The sequence below is a fragment of the Ferruginibacter sp. SUN106 genome (genome assembly GCF_050611765.1).
Taxonomy (GTDB): domain Bacteria; phylum Bacteroidota; class Bacteroidia; order Chitinophagales; family Chitinophagaceae; genus Ferruginibacter.
The window spans coordinates 528,340-545,281 of the sequence record NZ_JBODJC010000005.1 but is presented as its reverse complement, the minus strand read 5'-3'; the positions used below and the strand labels follow the sequence as shown (position 1 = coordinate 545,281).

General features: G+C 37.7%; 18 protein-coding genes. 8 read left to right on the top strand and 10 right to left on the bottom strand.

The features are described 5' to 3' along the window. The first annotated feature begins 19 nt into the window (after positions 1-19). Together uvrB and ACQ334_RS21830 are read left to right on the top strand one after the other, a co-directional pair. Positions 20-2,059 (top strand): excinuclease ABC subunit UvrB, encoded by a 2,040-nt coding sequence (gene uvrB, locus ACQ334_RS21835; RefSeq protein WP_430990401.1) that lies wholly within the window; start codon positions 20-22, stop codon positions 2,057-2,059. A gap of 205 nt (positions 2,060-2,264) precedes the next feature. After that, on the top strand, positions 2,265-3,362 hold the full coding sequence (locus tag ACQ334_RS21830; protein WP_430990400.1) for an MBL fold metallo-hydrolase: 1,098 nt from the start codon (positions 2,265-2,267) through the stop codon (positions 3,360-3,362). Here ACQ334_RS21830 and ACQ334_RS21825 read toward each other — a convergent pair whose 3' ends face one another. Beyond that, on the bottom strand, positions 3,363-3,737 hold the full coding sequence (locus tag ACQ334_RS21825; protein ID WP_430990399.1) for a VOC family protein: 375 nt from the start codon (positions 3,735-3,737) through the stop codon (positions 3,363-3,365). It lies immediately after the preceding gene. Positions 3,738-3,813: 76 nt separating this feature from the next. On the opposite strand from ACQ334_RS21825, the gene ACQ334_RS21820 reads away from it, so the two are divergent. The 5 genes from ACQ334_RS21820 (at position 3,814) to polA (ending at position 9,992) form a co-directional block, all read left to right on the top strand. Continuing rightward, complete coding sequence (locus ACQ334_RS21820) at positions 3,814-4,557, top strand: ParA family protein (RefSeq protein ID WP_430990398.1); 744 nt, start codon at positions 3,814-3,816, stop codon at positions 4,555-4,557. Between the two features lie 257 nt (positions 4,558-4,814). Beyond that, entirely contained in the window at positions 4,815-5,186 is a 372-nt protein-coding gene (locus ACQ334_RS21815; protein WP_430990397.1) for a GxxExxY protein, read from the top strand. A 107-nt stretch (positions 5,187-5,293) separates the two neighbouring features. Then, positions 5,294-6,025, top strand: coding sequence for an esterase family protein (locus ACQ334_RS21810; RefSeq protein WP_430990396.1), 732 nt, complete (start codon positions 5,294-5,296; stop codon positions 6,023-6,025). Between the two features lie 85 nt (positions 6,026-6,110). Next, positions 6,111-6,527 carry a hypothetical protein gene (locus ACQ334_RS21805; RefSeq protein WP_430990395.1) on the top strand — a complete coding sequence of 139 codons (417 nt, stop codon included), beginning with the start codon at positions 6,111-6,113 and terminating at the stop codon, positions 6,525-6,527. Between the two features lie 594 nt (positions 6,528-7,121). Beyond that, positions 7,122-9,992 (top strand): DNA polymerase I, encoded by a 2,871-nt coding sequence (gene polA / locus ACQ334_RS21800; RefSeq protein ID WP_430990394.1) that lies wholly within the window; start codon positions 7,122-7,124, stop codon positions 9,990-9,992. A gap of 157 nt (positions 9,993-10,149) precedes the next feature. Here polA and ACQ334_RS21795 read toward each other — a convergent pair whose 3' ends face one another. Both ACQ334_RS21795 and ACQ334_RS21790 read right to left on the bottom strand, forming a co-directional pair. Continuing rightward, on the bottom strand, positions 10,150-10,332 hold the full coding sequence (locus tag ACQ334_RS21795) for a hypothetical protein (protein WP_430990393.1): 183 nt from the start codon (positions 10,330-10,332) through the stop codon (positions 10,150-10,152). A gap of 207 nt (positions 10,333-10,539) precedes the next feature. Beyond that, positions 10,540-12,132: a L,D-transpeptidase family protein gene (locus tag ACQ334_RS21790; protein WP_430990392.1), complete on the bottom strand. Its 1,593-nt coding sequence runs from the start codon at positions 12,130-12,132 to the stop codon at positions 10,540-10,542. 106 nt (positions 12,133-12,238) lie between these two features. Between ACQ334_RS21790 and ACQ334_RS21785 the strand changes: the two genes are divergently transcribed. Further along, positions 12,239-12,886 carry a DsbA family protein gene (locus ACQ334_RS21785; RefSeq protein ID WP_430990391.1) on the top strand — a complete coding sequence of 216 codons (648 nt, stop codon included), beginning with the start codon at positions 12,239-12,241 and terminating at the stop codon, positions 12,884-12,886. A 144-nt stretch (positions 12,887-13,030) separates the two neighbouring features. Here ACQ334_RS21785 and ACQ334_RS21780 read toward each other — a convergent pair whose 3' ends face one another. From ACQ334_RS21780 to ACQ334_RS21750, 7 genes are read right to left on the bottom strand one after another with little or no spacing between them, the layout of a single operon-like run. Further along, entirely contained in the window at positions 13,031-13,486 is a 456-nt protein-coding gene (locus ACQ334_RS21780) for a DUF1801 domain-containing protein (RefSeq protein ID WP_430990390.1), read from the bottom strand. A gap of 11 nt (positions 13,487-13,497) precedes the next feature. After that, the gene (locus ACQ334_RS21775) at positions 13,498-14,022 is read right to left on the bottom strand and encodes a DinB family protein (RefSeq protein WP_430990389.1); all 525 of its coding nucleotides are present in this window, start codon (positions 14,020-14,022) and stop codon (positions 13,498-13,500) included. Between the two features lie 11 nt (positions 14,023-14,033). Further along, positions 14,034-14,378, bottom strand: a complete 345-nt coding sequence (locus ACQ334_RS21770) for a TfoX/Sxy family protein (RefSeq protein ID WP_430990388.1) — start codon at positions 14,376-14,378, stop codon at positions 14,034-14,036. 12 nt (positions 14,379-14,390) lie between these two features. Then, positions 14,391-14,774 carry a VOC family protein gene (locus tag ACQ334_RS21765; protein ID WP_430990387.1) on the bottom strand — a complete coding sequence of 128 codons (384 nt, stop codon included), beginning with the start codon at positions 14,772-14,774 and terminating at the stop codon, positions 14,391-14,393. 29 nt (positions 14,775-14,803) lie between these two features. Then, positions 14,804-15,157 carry a hypothetical protein gene (locus tag ACQ334_RS21760; RefSeq protein WP_430990386.1) on the bottom strand — a complete coding sequence of 118 codons (354 nt, stop codon included), beginning with the start codon at positions 15,155-15,157 and terminating at the stop codon, positions 14,804-14,806. A 28-nt stretch (positions 15,158-15,185) separates the two neighbouring features. Then, complete coding sequence (locus ACQ334_RS21755; protein WP_430990385.1) at positions 15,186-15,770, bottom strand: rhodanese-like domain-containing protein; 585 nt, start codon at positions 15,768-15,770, stop codon at positions 15,186-15,188. A 21-nt stretch (positions 15,771-15,791) separates the two neighbouring features. Then, on the bottom strand, positions 15,792-16,901 hold the full coding sequence (locus ACQ334_RS21750; protein WP_430990384.1) for a DUF2911 domain-containing protein: 1,110 nt from the start codon (positions 16,899-16,901) through the stop codon (positions 15,792-15,794). Positions 16,902-16,942: the final 41 nt, after the last annotated feature.

Below are 16,942 nucleotides of genomic sequence, written 5' to 3'. Positions count from 1 at the left end.
AGTTAGTTAATTATTATTCATGCAATTCAAACTTCAATCTTCATATCAACCTTCAGGCGATCAGCCACAGGCCATTCAGCAACTTACAGAAGGATTGCTGAATGGAGAACGTTACCAGACTTTACTGGGTGTAACCGGTAGTGGTAAAACTTTTACCATGGCCAACGTGATACAAAATGTGCAACGACCGGTATTAGTACTTACACATAACAAAACACTGGTAGCGCAATTGTATGGCGAGTTCAAACAATTTTTTCCTGATAATGCCGTGGGTTATTTTGTAAGTTATTACGATTACTACCAACCCGAAGCATACATGCCGGTGAGTAATACCTACATCGAAAAAGACCTGAGCATTAATGAAGAATTAGACAAATTAAGATTGCAGGCCACGGCACAATTATTAAGCGGCAGAAGAGATATTATTATTGTGGCCAGTGTAAGTTGTATCTATGGTATGGGTAACCCTACTGATTATGAAAACGGCATCATCCGTATTACGCAAGGCCAGCAAATTTCACGGCAGGCTTTTTTACATGCTTTAGTCAATTCTTTATACAACAGAAGTGAAGGCGATTTTACAAGAGGTACCTTCCGTGTTAAAGGAGATACGATCGATATTAATTTGCCTTACGTGGATTTTGGTTACCGCATTACGTTTTTTGGCGATGAAATTGAAACGATAGAAACACTGGAACTCAGCAGCGGCAAACGCATCAGCAGCGTAGAGAATGCGGCTATCTTTCCTGCTACTTTGTATGTGGCGCCAAAAGATATGTTGCAACAGGTAGTACATGAAATACAGGATGAAGTGTTGGCGCAGGAAACGTATTATAAAAACTCAGGAAAATATATTGAGGCGCAACGCATCAGCGAAAGGGTGAATTACGACCTGGAAATGATTCGTGAATTAGGTTATTGCAATGGTATAGAAAACTATTCCCGTTTTTTTGACAGAAGAAAGCCCGGCACCAGGCCATTCTGTTTGTTAGATTATTTTCCAAAAGATTTTATTGTGATGATTGATGAAAGCCATCAAACGATTCCGCAGGTGAGTGGTATGTATGGTGGCGACAGAAGCCGTAAATTAATTTTAGTAGATTATGGGTTTCGTTTGCCCAGTGCATTAGATAACCGCCCTTTAAATTTTCATGAGTTTGAAGCATTGACAGGGCAAACCATTTTTGTTTCGGCAACACCTGCCGATTATGAACTGGAAAAAAGTGAAGGCATTGTGGTGGAACAGGTAGTTCGCCCTACCGGTTTATTAGATCCGCCGATAGAAGTGCGTCCTTCTTTAAATCAGATTGATGATCTGCTGGATGAAATTGATAAGAGAATTAAAAAAGGCGATCGTGTTTTGGTAACCACACTTACCAAACGCATGGCGGAAGAGATGACGAAATATCTGGAACGTATTAACATCAAATGTAAATACATCCACAGCGAAGTAGATGCTTTGGAACGTGTGGAAATTTTACGTGAGCTACGCCTTGGTATAATTGATGTATTGGTGGGTGTGAATTTATTAAGAGAAGGATTGGATCTGCCCGAAGTTTCTTTAGTCGCTATTTTAGATGCGGATAAAGAAGGTTTTTTACGCAATGAAAGAAGTCTTACACAAACAGCAGGAAGAGCTGCACGTAATGTAGATGGCCTGGTAATTTTTTATGCCGATGTAATGACAGAGAGCATGCAAAAAACAATTGACGAAACCACACGACGCAGGGAAAAACAAATTGCCTACAATATTGAACACAATATCACTCCTACTACCATTAAAAAAGATACGCAACAAATTATGGCGCAAGGCTCGGTACTGGATGTAAGAGGTTACGATCCTGCAAACCCATACTCCATTAAACCTGATGAAGATATTGTGAGCATTGCTGCCGAAGATGAAGTAGAATACAAAACCATTCCCCAGTTGGAAAAAGGTATTGGCAAAATAAAAAAGCAAATGGAAAAAGCTGCCAAGGACCTGGATTTTATGGAAGCTGCAAGATTGAGGGATGAAATGTTCAGGTTGCAAAAAGAATTGGAAGGCATGAAAAAATAGTTTGAAACTACTTCGTAGTTTTTGGTTGCCACTAATTACACAAATTAACACTAATGGTTTTGTATTATTCGTGCCCATTCGTGTAATTTGTGGCAACCATATTCACGCAGTGAATATAAAAAATATCCTGGCCCATAAAACATCTCTTCCCCTCATTCGTCTACACTAACAGAGCATCCGATTTTTCAAAAAAATAAGTTTTCAAATGATAGTGTCTTTGGTAATTGTTGTGGCATTAGTAGCAGCCGTTTATTTTTTCATGCAGCAATCAAAATTTGGCAGTCAGCCTACCGGCGAAAGATTAGAATTACTAAGGGTTTCTCCGCAATATAAAAGTGGGGCCTTTCAAAATCAAAGCCATACACCCAGCTTAACCGAAGGCGCCAGCTTTACTTCTGTACTTGGTGAATTTTTATTCAAACAAAAAGAAAGAAAAAAACCGGCAGAGGCGTTACCTTCTGTAAAAACTGACCTGTTTGCATTGAAGAAAGATGAAAATGCTTTGGTATGGATGGGGCACTCTTCTTACTTTATGCAAATTGATGGCAAAACAATTTTAGTTGATCCGGTATTGAGCGGTGCTGCATCGCCATTAAGTTTTACCACAAAGAGTTTTCCGGGCTCGGATATTTATACTACAGATGATATTCCCGCCATTGATTATTTGTTTATCTCACACGATCACTGGGACCACCTGGATTACAATACGCTAAGAAAGTTAAAACCCAAAACAAAAACTATCATCACCGGGTTGGGTACCGGCGAACATTTACAGCGCTGGGGTTTTAAAAAAGATATGATCATTGAAAAAGACTGGAATGAAAGTGTAACACTTGCAGATGGCTTTTCAGTGACAGTTACCCCGGCAAGGCATTTTTCGGGCAGAGGATTTAAAAGAAACGGTGCATTATGGGTATCCTTTGTTTTACAAACACCCAAACATAAAATTTACCTCGGCGGCGATAGTGGTTATGATGACCATTTTAAAACTATCGGTAACCAGCATGGCCCGTTTGACCTGGCGATATTAGAATGTGGTCAGTACGATAAAAACTGGAAATACATTCACATGATGCCCGAAGAAACAGCGCTGGCAGCACAGGAATTGAAAGCTAAAAAATTACTGGCGGTGCATTGGGGTAAATTTGCTTTAGCCAATCATACCTGGGACGATTCGATTAAAAGGGTATATAAAGCCGCAAAGGAAAAGCAACTGCATTTACTTACCCCAATGATTGGAGAAAAAGTGTCTATTGATGATGATGCACAACAATTCTCAGCCTGGTGGGAGCAACTGGATTAATTATTGGGCTGCATGCACCGGCCACCAGTCATTTCCAAAAGCATCTTTAAAACCACAGGTATAACCGTAGTCCATTGTACATGGTTCCATTTGTGATACAGCGCCAAAAGCCAATGCTTTTTTATAGGTTTCATCCACATTATCTACATAAATAAAAATACCGGCAGGCCGGGGTGCAAACTGTTCGGTAGCATCGGCAAACATTATTACGGCATCCCCGATCCGCAATTCGCCATGCATAATTACGCCTTCGCTACGGGGCACAATTACCTGTTCGGTTGCCCCAAATACAGCTTTCATAAAAGTAATGAAGTCATACGCTTCTGGAATGATCATATACGGCATCAGCCGGTTGTAATGTGCTGGAATTTGCATAAGCATGTTTTGTAAAAGGTACGATTTTCCTGAAAAAATCCTATCTTACTAATCCGATATTTATAAAACATAAATCATGACAACAATTGCTCTTTACAACCTTAAAGGCGGCGTTGGTAAAACCGCCAGTTGTGTAAACTTCGCCTATTTAGCTGCTGCCGATGGTTTTAAAACCTTACTGTGGGATATTGATCCACAGGGTTCTTCTTCGTTTTATTATAAGGCAAAACCCAAAACCCACCCCGGCATTAAAAAATTAATTACCAAAGATGCCGACCTGGAAAATGGTATTATGAGCACTGATTTTGAATTGCTGGATGTAATACCTGCCGACAGCAGTTCTAAAACATTCGATATTATGCTGGAAGAAATGAAGGGTAACAAAACCAGGCTGAAAGGGGTATTGAAACAACTGGATAAAGAATATGATTTTGTGTTTATCGATTGCCCTCCGGGGTTTAGTGCTTTAAGTGAAAATATTTTTAATGCTGCGGATATTGTACTGATGCCGGTTATTCCTACTACTTTATCCATCCGCACTTACCATATGGTAAAGGATTATTTTAAAGAAAAGGACCTTGACCTTGCCAAGATGATGTGTTTTTTTACCATGGCCGACCTGCGTAAAAACATGCACAACGAAATCATGCAGGAATTATATAAGGACAAACGTTTCTTCCAAAACTATATTCCTTATTTATCTGATGTAGAAAAAATGGGTGTACACAAAGCGCCAATTATGGAATTTGCCAACAGCAGTTATGCGGCAAAATGTTATCGGGAATTGTGGACAGAGATTAAAGAAGGCGTATTAGAATAGTTGTGACACGGAGATACGCTGAGGATACACAAAGATTCACAGAGTTCTTTGTGTATCTCTGTGAAAAACCTCTGGGTAACTTTGTGGAATAAGCAAGGTGCGTTAGAATAGTTCTGACACGGAGATGCGCTGAGGATACACAAAGATTCACAGAGTTCTTTGTGTATCTCTGTGAAAAACCTCCGGGTAACTTTGTGTAATAATTCTCTTCGTGCAACCTACTCAGCTATCACTTCATCTACGTCATAAACTACACTATGACAGAAAATGAAATTGCTACTATTATTATTGGCTGTGCCATTGACGTACACCGAGCATTTGGTCCGGGGCTTTTAGAATCAGCTTACAGAGAATGTCTTCATTATGACTTGACTGAAAAAGGCCTTTTTGTAGCAAAAGAAAAGCCAATGCCAATCGTTTATAAAGAAGTAAAACTTGACCATGGTTATAGAATGGATCTGTTGGTGGAAAATAAAGTAGTGGTGGAATTAAAAAGAACAGAAGCGATAAATGATGTTCATATCGCACAACTTCTCACGTATCTTAAATTAGGTAATTATAAACTTGGTTTGATCATTAATTTTCAGAATAAATTACTTAAAGACGGCATTAAAAGACTGATTAATTAATAGCATTTTGCAGATATTTATAAAATTCTGCTTCAGGAAATTTTAATTCCACTCCGTGCATCTCTGTGTTACAACTTTGTGCATCTTTGTGAAACAAACACCAAAACATGAAAAGAGAACTCACCAGCTGGTTTAGCCCGGCACTGCAAAAAGAAATGCCCATTGTTACTTATGGAGATTATGGTTTTGCTTTGTTACTAGTACCTACTGCAGCTGCAGATTACCTGGAATATGAACGCTTTCAGTTGATGGATTGTTTGGCTCCTTATATCAATAGCGGAAAAGTAAAAGTGTTTTCTGTAAACAGCATCAACACCGAAAGCTGGATGAACAAGCAAATACAAGGTGAGCACAAAGCCATTCGCCAAAACCAGTTCAACGAATATATTTATAATGAAGTGGTGCCTTTTATCAGGAACAGCACTTCCTGGGAAACACCCATTATTACCTGCGGTGCTTCTTTTGGTGCTTTGCACAGCATGAACCTTTTTTTAAAACGTCCCGATCTTATTAATGGTGTAATTGCCATGAGTGGCGTATATAACCTGATGGAATATACCGATGGTTTTTATGATGACCAGGTGTATTTTAATTCACCCATGCATTATATTCCAAATCTTACCGATCATTACGTTTTAGAACAGATACGCAGAAGCTCTCATGTACATATCCTAACCGGCAGCGGCGAGTATGAAGCACCTGATGCAGCCAGGGAATTTGCCGGCGTTTTGTATAGTAAAGGCATTAATTACGAGCTGGATGTGTGGGGCCATGAATGGAAACACGACTGGCCAACCTGGCGGGCTATGTTACCGGCCTACCTGGAAACCCGTTTTTAGGCTTTTAATAGCTTTTTAATCTCATATATACAATAAAGCAAGGCTTTTTCTGTTATAACTAGGAATCCTTTTAAGATCCAGTCACATGAAAAAGCCTTTTCTACTTTTTGCACTAAAGTGCTCAGTAATAGTATACTTTGCCGCATGTACCAGTATAGATCAGTTAGCGGTTTCAAATTCAATTACAGATAAACTTACTACTAAAGGCGCCTGGAAGGTGAACTGCTTTGGTAATGCCACCAACGACAATACCTGCGTTTTTGAAGGTTACGCTTTTGCTTTTGATGCTTCGGGTAAAGTAGTGGCCAGTAAAGATGGCAATACCATTGAAGGCCACTGGCTGGAAGACAATATCTCAAAAACCATTACCATCAGTTTTAAAGACAGTAATAATCCCTTCGGTCAAAGATTAAATACCCAATGGTCTATTAATACGGTTGATAAATCTTCTATCAGCCTTAAAAGCGATAACAGGGAAACCCTTCTTATTTCAATAATCTAACTACTTCATCACCCCCTAAAAAAAGTGGGGTTAACCTCATAAACTTGCTTGCTCCGCTAAAAGCGGGGCATTCTATTTTTGTGTTATTAAAGCCCTAAGCTAAACAGCTGAAACCAATACCTGTAAAAACCAATATCCAATGTGGCCCGTTTAAAAATCCGTCCTTAAAACATACCGGTTTAGTTTTAAAATCCAATTTCAAATGTATTGATTAAGGTTGTTGAAAAACAACCTTTTTTGTTGTAATCATTCAAAGGCAATTGCAATAAAAACTACCGGCAGCTTTTTTTACCCCATAAAAAATGCGGGGTATCTTTTATAAACTTGCTTGCCTGTACCCCTTAAATGCGTACTAGTTTTGTGTTAACAAAGAACCTAAGAGATAATCCAATGAAACCAAACCAGGAAAAAGCCAATATCCAAACCAATATCCAAATTGTACCCGCAAAAAAAATTCGTCCTGTGAAAACAAAAAATATTACTCTTAGTCTTTAAATCCAATTTTTTTGAAAAACTTTAATTAAAGGTTGTTGTTGAACAACCTTTTTTTATTTTTTCATTGGGTTAGCCATGCATAATGTTTATTTTTACCGCATGCAAAAAAAATTATTTTTATTAGATGCTTTTGCCCTTGTGTTCCGGGCCTATTATGCGTTGATACGCAACCCACGTATTACCAGTAAGGGAAGAAATACCAATGCACAATTTGGTTTTACCAATACGCTGATCGATTTAATAAAAAATCAAAACCCCACGCACATGGCCGTGTGTTTTGATACCAGTGCGGCTACAGAACGCCACACCGATTTTGCCGATTACAAAGCCAACCGCCAGGAAACACCCGAAGATATTTCTGCCGCTGTGCCTGATATAAAAAGAATCATTGAAGGATTGAATATTCCTGTAATTGCTATTGATGGATACGAAGCTGATGATGTAATTGGTGCATTGGCAAAACAGGCTGAAAAAGAAGGCTACGAAGTTTTTATGGTTACACCTGATAAAGATTACGGCCAATTGGTTACTGAAAATATCAAGATATATAAACCGCCTTACCAGGGTGGCAACTTTGAAATAATGGGGCCTAAGGAAGTATGTGCCAAATGGGATATTGAAAGAGTAGAACAGGTAATTGATATTTTAGGTATGATGGGAGATGCGGTAGATAATATACCCGGTATACCTGGTGTAGGAGAAAAAACTGCTGCTAAACTATTGAAAGAATACGGCACATTAGAAAACGTTTTAGACAATGCAGAAAAAATAAAAGGTAAGCTGGGTGAAAAAATTGTTGCCGGCAGAGAGCTGGCGATGATGAGTAAAAAATTAGCTACTATCATCACTAATATTCCTGCTGCTGAATTTCATGAAGAGAATTTCAGGATAAAGGAAATGAATAAAGAAGCGCTTACAGCAATTTTTGAAGAGCTGGAATTTAAAACTTTAGGGAAAAGAATTTTAGGCGATGATATTAATGTAACTGCTGAGGTTTGGAATCATACTAACCAACCGGCAGAAAAAGCTCCAAAAAAAGAAACCGCACAAATGGATCTGTTTGGAAATATTATCGAACAACCTGAAGCTAAAACTACGGCGGTAGCCCCTAAGCCTGAAGGTGATGTTGAGGAGGGCTCACTAGCAGTAGACAAAAATATCAACAATACTGCACATAATTATATTCTTGCCAATACCGATGAACTGATAAGCCAATTAACAAATAAACTAATTAACCAACAGGAAATTTGTTTTGATACAGAAACCACCGGCATTGATGCGAATGATGCTGAGTTAGTTGGCCTAAGCTTTTCTATAACTCCCGGTGAAGCCTGGTATGTGCCCTGCCCTGCAGACAGAGAACAATGCATTGCACTCTTAAATAAATTCAAAGCTGTATTTGATGATGCTACAAAAGTTTGGGTTGGTCAAAATATCAAGTATGATATGCTGATGTTGAAATGGTATGGCTTTGAAATGGCGGGCAACACTTTTGATACCATGCTGGCACATTATGTAATTGAACCAGATGGTAAAAGAAATATGGATGCATTAAGTGCAAAATATTTAGGTTACGAACCGGTGCATATTGAAGAACTCATCGGTAAAAAAGGTAAGGGGCAAGGTACCATGAGAGATGTGGAAGCAGAAAAAATAAAAGACTATGCTGCTGAAGATGCAGACATCACCTTGCAGTTAAAAAATATTTTTCTTCCTCAATTAAAAGAAAAAGAAGTTGAGAAAGTTTTTTATGAAGTAGAGAATCCATTAGTGAAAGTATTAACGGCAATGGAATTTGAAGGCATCAGGATTGATGAAGGTTTTTTAAATGATTACAGTAAAGAATTAGAAAGAGAAGCCAAAGCTGCAGAAGAAAGTGTATACAAACAGGCAGGTGTTCGATTTAACCTGGCCAGCCCAAAACAATTAGGCGAAGTATTATTTGATAAATTACAATTAGACCCTAAAGCTAAAAAAACAAAAACCGGGCAGTATGCAACGGGTGAAGATGTGTTATTGAAATTAGCTGCACAAAATAAAATTGTAGATGATATTCTGGTGTTCAGGGAATACACCAAATTAAAATCCACTTATGTTGATGCACTGCCGTTGATGATCAATAAAAAAACGGGAAGAGTACATACGAGCTATGCACAAGCGGTTGCTGTTACAGGCAGGCTGAGCAGCAATAATCCTAACCTGCAAAATATTCCTGTACGTACAGACAGGGGAAGAGAAATACGCAAAGCATTTATCCCACGAGATAAAGACCATGTATTAATTTCTGCAGATTATTCGCAGATTGAATTACGTATTGTTGCTGCTATCAGCGGCGATGTAAACATGTGCGAAGCTTTTACCACAGGAAAAGATATTCATACTGCAACAGCAGCAAAAGTTTTTAATGTGGAAGAAAAAGATGTAACCAAAGAAATGCGCTACAAAGCCAAGAGTGTAAACTTTGGTATCATCTACGGGCAAGGTGCATTTGGTTTAGCAGAAAACTTAGGCATTCCAAGAGCTGAGGCCAAAGAGATCATTGATAATTATAAAAAGCAGTTTCCCAATATTCAAAAGTATATGGATGATACTATCAACTTTGCCAAAGAAACCGGGTATGTGGAAACGCTGATGGGCCGCAAACGTTGGTTAAGGGATATCAATTCTGCTAATTTTACTGTTCGTGGTTTTGCAGAGCGTAATGCTATCAACTCTCCTATTCAAGGGAGTGCTGCAGATATGATCAAACTGGCAATGATAAAAATTCATGCTGAGTTTAAAAAGCAAAATTTTAAAAGTAAGATGTTATTACAGGTGCATGATGAATTGGTGTTTGATGCACACCGCAGTGAAATTGAAATTATTAAACCGGTAATTTTAAATTGTATGCAAACCGCATTGGCATTACCTAATGGTGTGCCCACCGATGCTGAAATTGGAATGGGTGAGAATTGGTTGGAGGCGCATTAAAAAATTCCGTGTGGGTCACTCCTTTAGAGTGGCTCACCTGGAATTTTTTTATTTAGGGTGAGCCACCCTAAATAAAAAAAGGTTATCCTTCGATAACCTTGATCTCCTTAACTCAAAACTAAACTAACTGAGCAAATTGAATAGGGCCGGTACATGCTTACGCATAGTTTCTTCTCGGAGTGGTGCTTTTCTTTTGCCGCTGAATATTCCACAAATCGGCAGAAGTGAAAATTTTATGGTGTGTAAGATGTTCAAAAGCTAATGTTTCTTTTACTTCTTTTGTTAACACTTCCATTTCATCCCTGCTGATAGTGATATCCAACTTTGTTGTTGTTTTCATGACTATCTTTTTTTGTACCACAAAGAGAATAAAAAAATATACTCCCCTTTACAAATAACTCTTATACGGTATTTGTAAATGAGTAAGCGGAAAGTTTCAGGCTATACGTTATATTGTAGTAACCGGCATGCGTTATCAAAAGAAGTCAAGTCTTTAAGACTTGACTTCTTTAATCACTATTTTATCAATACTACAGTTTTGTAGTTCTTATTTCCCAAACAACCTGGCTTTCATTTTTTTGTCGTGGCCATAAATATCATCACGAAAATTTAATTTACCTTCTCCATCTACCCAGGCAGTAAAGTAGCCGATAAAAACAGGGATCGTTTCTTTTAAAGTGAGGTATTGTTCTTTACCGGCATTCATGGCGTTGGTGATTTTTACAGAGTCCCATGCTGCATCATTACGCAAAAGAAATTGTGCCAGTTTTTTAGGTTCGCCTAATCTTATACAACCATGGCTGAATGCTCTTGTAGCTTCGCTGAATAAACTTTTAGCCGGGCTATCATGTAAATAAATATCGTAGCTGTTGGGAAATAAAAATTTCACTAACCCCAATGAATTAGATAGGCCCGGCTTTTGCCTTACCGCACCATTATTCCATTCCATATTATGCGATGCCAGGTAATTTTTATTTCTTGCAATACCAGGTAATACTTCTTTTTTCAAAATACTTGTTGGCACATTCCAGTAAGGACTGAATACAATATATTTTAAATTGCCGTTGAAGATAACGGTATTATGCACCACAGAACCTGTAACCACATTCATACTAAAAGCATGTTGCCCTTTTTCATATACATGTAAACGAAACTCAGGAATATTTACCAGTAAAAAATCTGTGGTGGGTTGTGCCGGCATCCACCTGATACGTTCCATATTGATGAGTATCTGTTGCAATCTTTCTTCCACAGGTCGGTTCATTTCTGCAATTAGTGCAGTATTGATAACACCATTTTCTTTAAACCCGTAACGATGCTGAAAATTTTTTATCCCGTCTTCCAGTTCTTTTGTAAATACCGCAGATGTATCAGTGTTATTAATATCACCGGTGAGCAATAATCTTTTTTTGATGTTGGTTAAGCAAGCGGCGCTATCGTTTAGTTTATACGTTTTCCTGTCGGCGGTAATTATTTTCCAGCCGCCCTTTTTTTCAATACCATAATATTTTACCAATTGCTGTTTCAGTAAATTATATTGCTTGTTTACGGGCTCGTAATCAGCAATATTTTTCCCTTTGTTAGCCAGCATAGAATCCAATACCGCTGCAGGATTAATTTTTTTCCGGGGAATAAACCAATCCAGCTCTTTCGCATTTAGTTGATTATTTCCCTGGTAAGCTTTTCTTGCATAGCGAAAAAATTGAACGGTAAGCAGCAGTTCGGTTTTAACAGCGAGGCTGTCGCCTGGTTTTAAATTTCCTGAATTTGCAGAATCATACAATTGCAGTAGCACCGGATTATATAAGGAGCTATCCCCTGAGTAATTAATATAATCATTGTACATATCATAAAAAGTAGCTGCGTAGTCTGCAATTCCTTCTTTAAAAAACCAGGCGCATTGATAATTGCGGTTGTTATAAAAGCTACGCAGCCTGTTAGCTAAAGAATCCTTATACCCTTGTTGTACAATAAATTTTTCCATTACAGTACTGTCAATAAAAAGATCGCTGTAAGATTCTGCAGCGGTTACGGATTTGTCCCTTGCAGAAACCTGTGCATCAGCTTTTTCAGGCGTAGAGGTACAACTTATAAATATTGTGGCCATACAAATACCGGCCAGGATAAAGATTTTTATCATATTGTCGTTTTTTCAACGGCGTGCAAGGTATATAACAAAGTTGTTAGTGCTTTGTTATATAAGCAGCGCCACATAATCCATATTTTTGCAGTATTAAATTTACAACATGAAACCCATATTGATCTATTGTTATGATGCGTATTGCGGCTGGTGCTATGGCTTTAGCCCTGTGATGAAAAAAATTGCTGCTGATTTTACAGACCAGTTAGAAATTGAAGTGCTGAGTGGCGGCATGATGATTGGTGAAAGTAAAATGCCCATTGAAAAGATCGGGCCTTATATACAAAGTGCTTATAAAAGAGTGGAAGAATTAACAGGAATAAAATTTGGCGAAGATTTTTTATGGCATACTGCCAATCCTGATAAAAGCGATTGGGTGATGAACAGTGAAAAACCTGCGATTGCATTGTGTATTTTTAAAGAGTATTATCCCGAACAACAGGTTGGTTTTGCCAGCGATTTGCAATATGCTTTAAATTATGAAGGCCGTGATTTAGATGATGATGAAGCTTACCGCCATCTTGTAGAAAAATATCATTTACCCGAAGAAGCTTTTTATACCAAATTAAAAAGTGAAGACTATAAAGAGAAAGCATACTATGAATTTGCATTGTGCAAACAATTAAGTGTAGATAGTTTTCCGCAGGTACTGATACAATTTAATGAAAGCAAATTTTATCTTTTAGCAAAAGGCTATACAGCTTATGAAGAAGTGAAGGAAAGAATTGAAAGGGTGTTGAATGAAAATTCATAACTCATCCTCACCAGCAACTGAGACTAATAATCATCTACGCATTTTGCTTGCAAAAAAAGATGGAAATAGTGTTTATGGGATAAATGATTTAACCATTAAACCTGTACAAAAGCCCTGGAAAATTCCACGGCTTTGTTTTGTGAATTATCGTTGTAATATTTTCTCATACTTGTCAATCCATTGTTGCACGGTAACTTTTGTACACAGCTCACCAATCAGGCCGTAGGGTATTTTAGAAACATTTTTAAACCGTATACAACTTTTACCCATATCCAGTTTGCCAATATTTAATTTGGCATACTCATCCACAAACCATTTTGATAACTTAGGGTCGCCGTACACACACATGTGGTAAAATGCAATAAAATTTTTTTGCGATGCCAGGGCGGCAAACGGTAATGGTTGTTCGGGATTGCAATGATAACCCTTTGGATAAATGGAATGCGGTACACAATACCCAATCATACCATAACTCATACCTTCTTTAAAACCCTTAGGTAAATTTTTCTTTATTAGTTTTCGTAATTCAGTAACAGCTTGTTTCCTCTCTTCAGGCAGCTCAGCAATATATTGCTCTACAGTAGCAGCTTTAGATTGCATGGTAAAAAATTTTAGAAACTTAAAATACGAAAAAATTCCGGCCATGGGCCCAGGTTCTCTGTGTATTGCTTAGCCATCACCCGGGTAATCTGTGCTATATGCGTAAGGTCGTGTACTACCCAGGTGCTTAGTAAGTTTCGCAGGGTCACTTCTCCCAGTTTTGGATGAATACCAGTTTTATCTAAATCACTTTCTGTAAGTCGTAAGGATTTAAACCAATCCATATTTTCCTTTCTTACCCTTGCAAATTCATCCAATAGTTGTGATAATGATTTGCCATTACTTTCTTCGTACTGTGCAAACCTGTCCCATGGCACAAAGGTTTTGGTATTGCCAAATTCTAAAATCATTTTTGCCCTTGCCGCCCAATCTGTTTTTTCGCCATGAATTAAATGCCCTATCACATCAAAAGGAGAAAATGTTTCCGGCCCTTCGTTATTCATTACCCAGTCGTCACTTAAACCGGAAAGTAATGTAGTACAAACCGAAGGTGTTCTGTCTAAAATTTCTATTGCCTGTGCAACTGAATATTTCATGATACTGAAAATTATTTTTTCTTTTTAGAGGGCTTGGCAATTTTGTTATACTCCAATGCCAGTTTGATCCAATACTCCAGTTTCCTTTTTGTATTAAGCGCTTCTATACCTACAAATGCATAGCCCTTCATTACTCTTCCGGTAAAGTCCATGGGCCTGCAACCTTCCTTTTCCATTATCTCATCATATTTGGCCGGATCAAATCTTACCATCAAACGTTCCATTTCCACACCTACACACATTTTATCGTTTACCATAAAGCATAAGCCTCCAAACATTTTCTTTTCCGTTACATTTTTATGTGTAAGCGCTATAAGTTCTCTTGTTCTGTCGGCTAATTTTTCACTGTAAGCCATACCATAATTATTTTATTGCGGCACACTATGCAATGCAATCCTGTTACCTTCAGTATCAATAAAAACTGCCATGGTACCATATTCAGGAGAGATCTCTGTTTTAGGCACCATTATTTTTCCTCCGGCCAGTTCTACCTTGTCTAAAATATTTTGTACATCGGGGTTGGCATTTAAGTATATTAATGGCCCGTCAGTCATAGAGGGTTTGTGAAATCCACCGCTATCTACTAATGCACCGCCAATTCCATTCATAATATCATCCAAAGGAAACATACGCATTTTAATATTTGGCATTTCCATTGGTATCATAGTAAAACCAAAAATAGTTTCGTAAAATTTTTGTGCCCTGTTAATGTCTGTTGTTGGTATCTCAAACCAACTGATTGCATTGTTCATTCTTGTTTATTTTTTCTTTTAGATTTAAATTATTGCGGCATATTTTGTTTTTGCCATTCTACCAATACATTAATTAAACTATCACTTAATGCAGGTTTTTTATTTTTCCATGGCATAAATCCATTATCAGTTTGTGGCAATTTTACCCTTGCGATGATATCAGCAATATTTGCTTTTACAGCATCGTAGGTATTCAAGGCCTTCTTTCTTCCATCTGGTGGAAAATGGCAGGGTGTGCATCTCGACTGCATGATGGGCATTACATCTTTATCAAAAGAAACCGCCATTGCAGTTGCGGTTTTAGAAGCCTTTTTACTACTGCCGCAATTTTGCAGTATTACAATACAGCCAATGCATACTAAAATCGTTAGTGCTTTTTTCATGGTGTTTTATTTATGTTGTTTTAAAAAGTTATTGTTTAATATACAACTTATTACTGCATTCACCTGCCTTTACTTTGTTTTTCCACTCACTCATACCAAATTCCATATTATTTACCCTGGTAAATCCTTTCTGCATCAGCATATAACTTGCCATCGGGCTGCGGTGGCTATGGCTGCAATACACTATTATTTCTTTGCTTTTATATTTATTCAATTCACCCATTCTTTTCTCTAACTGCTGTACAGGAATATTAATGGCGCCTGCAAGCCTCCCAAATTTATCTTTTGCTGTTCCCTTAAACTCTTCAGTGGTACGAACATCCAGTAAGATAACGTTTTGCTTGCCCATGTCTTTAATAAAACTACATAATGCTCCGGGTTCAATACTATTAAATTTTACTGATGCTTTATCAACCAGTTTCATGTTGCAATGAGGGCAGGTGCTGGGTTTTGTATAAATTGTATTGTCACATTCGCTACCGCAGGGCAGGCAAACATATTGCGTATCGGTAAGTACTATTTTATCTGGTGCCTGGTTCTTTACGTTGTTATGTTGAAAAGTAAAAGCTGTTGCAGTAATAAAAACTGCGAAAAATATAAGCGCATTTTTCATTTTTAATTATTCATTGGTCAATTAATTAATATCCTTGCCTTCTTTTAATTTAGCGATCTGACCCTGCAGTGTTGTTTTAGTTGCATCATTAGGAGCTTGTGCCATTGCTTTTTCTGCATACTTAATAGCATTTTTAAAATCTCCTTTGGCAGAGTATCCATTCATTAATCCACTGTTTACACCAAAAATATCACCGTATCTTTTTTGTGCTGCAGTAAATACTTCCATGGCTTTATCGTTGCGTTTTTGTGTGATGAGTATTCTTCCATAAGCACCATATTGATTGGCGGTTGCAATTAATAAAGCTTCGTTCATGGTTGAATCTGATTCAGCAGTTCTGTTTAATTTTTCATAAGCCGTGGCAAGATTGCGTAATGTGATATAAGTTTTTTGCCCGCCTTGACCATCAATAGCTTTTTTACTCCACACTAATGCTTCTTCTAAATTGATATTTTTTGTAAAGCAATATTGTGTTGCGGTTAAAATAAGTGCTGGTGTAAAACCCTGCCGCCCTGTTAATTGTTCTCTTAGTCTTGCCAACACGATATTATCAACATCTACTTCCACTTTAAAAGGAACAGATAATTTTTCCCACTGCATCGCTATCACACAATATTTTTCTTTGTGTTCTATAAATTCATATTTCAGATACTCTACACTTTTATCCAATGCTACAGGTTTTACATTTACTCTTAAAGCATCGTACTTTTCGTCATAGTTAAAACTTCCCCACGCATCAGATTGATTGGAAAAAATAATGGTAACATTGTCGGCACCCATTGCCATAAACAAACCATAAGTACCGGCTTTAAGTGGCTGGCCTTCTATTTTTACATCGTGTTCAAAAGTGATGATGGTATTTTCGTTGGCACCGGCACGCCATGGCGAGGTATTTTTATTAGTAATAAAACTGGCCGTACTAAAACCATAAGTAACCACATTGCCATCGCCATAAATTTTTCCTTCCCTTTTATTTACATCCGGCCTGCTGTATTTTATAGTGATGGAAGTAATACCCACTTCTTCACTAATGGTAGCCCTTGGATTGTTGCCGCTGGGTGGCAGATCCAGTTGTGCAAAAGAATTACTAGTAATAAAAATTGTTGCAATAAGCAATCGGATAAGTTTCATTGTTGTTTTTTTAAAAGATAATTAAATTGATATTTTTAGGG

What these genes read in the sequence shown, in the direction of transcription:
- uvrB (WP_430990401.1), top strand. Translation starts at nt 20, where the DNA reads ATGCAATTCAAACTTCAATCTTCATATCAACCTTCAGGCGATCAGCCA.
- ACQ334_RS21775 (WP_430990389.1), bottom strand. Translation starts at nt 14,022, where the DNA reads ATGAAATATTCAGTTGCACAGGCAATAGAAATTTTAGACAGAACACCT.
- ACQ334_RS21820 (WP_430990398.1), top strand. Translation starts at nt 3,814, where the DNA reads ATGACAACAATTGCTCTTTACAACCTTAAAGGCGGCGTTGGTAAAACC.
- ACQ334_RS21770 (WP_430990388.1), bottom strand. Translation starts at nt 14,378, where the DNA reads ATGGCTTACAGTGAAAAATTAGCCGACAGAACAAGAGAACTTATAGCG.
- ACQ334_RS21810 (WP_430990396.1), top strand. Translation starts at nt 5,294, where the DNA reads ATGAAAAGAGAACTCACCAGCTGGTTTAGCCCGGCACTGCAAAAAGAA.
- ACQ334_RS21750 (WP_430990384.1), bottom strand. Translation starts at nt 16,901, where the DNA reads ATGAAACTTATCCGATTGCTTATTGCAACAATTTTTATTACTAGTAAT.
- ACQ334_RS21760 (WP_430990386.1), bottom strand. Translation starts at nt 15,157, where the DNA reads ATGAAAAAAGCACTAACGATTTTAGTATGCATTGGCTGTATTGTAATA.
- polA (WP_430990394.1), top strand. Translation starts at nt 7,122, where the DNA reads ATGCAAAAAAAATTATTTTTATTAGATGCTTTTGCCCTTGTGTTCCGG.
- ACQ334_RS21815 (WP_430990397.1), top strand. Translation starts at nt 4,815, where the DNA reads ATGACAGAAAATGAAATTGCTACTATTATTATTGGCTGTGCCATTGAC.
- ACQ334_RS21825 (WP_430990399.1), bottom strand. Translation starts at nt 3,737, where the DNA reads ATGCAAATTCCAGCACATTACAACCGGCTGATGCCGTATATGATCATT.
- ACQ334_RS21795 (WP_430990393.1), bottom strand. Translation starts at nt 10,332, where the DNA reads ATGAAAACAACAACAAAGTTGGATATCACTATCAGCAGGGATGAAATG.
- ACQ334_RS21790 (WP_430990392.1), bottom strand. Translation starts at nt 12,132, where the DNA reads ATGATAAAAATCTTTATCCTGGCCGGTATTTGTATGGCCACAATATTT.
- ACQ334_RS21830 (WP_430990400.1), top strand. Translation starts at nt 2,265, where the DNA reads ATGATAGTGTCTTTGGTAATTGTTGTGGCATTAGTAGCAGCCGTTTAT.
- ACQ334_RS21765 (WP_430990387.1), bottom strand. Translation starts at nt 14,774, where the DNA reads ATGAACAATGCAATCAGTTGGTTTGAGATACCAACAACAGACATTAAC.
- ACQ334_RS21785 (WP_430990391.1), top strand. Translation starts at nt 12,239, where the DNA reads ATGAAACCCATATTGATCTATTGTTATGATGCGTATTGCGGCTGGTGC.
- ACQ334_RS21780 (WP_430990390.1), bottom strand. Translation starts at nt 13,486, where the DNA reads ATGCAATCTAAAGCTGCTACTGTAGAGCAATATATTGCTGAGCTGCCT.
- ACQ334_RS21805 (WP_430990395.1), top strand. Translation starts at nt 6,111, where the DNA reads ATGAAAAAGCCTTTTCTACTTTTTGCACTAAAGTGCTCAGTAATAGTA.
- ACQ334_RS21755 (WP_430990385.1), bottom strand. Translation starts at nt 15,770, where the DNA reads ATGAAAAATGCGCTTATATTTTTCGCAGTTTTTATTACTGCAACAGCT.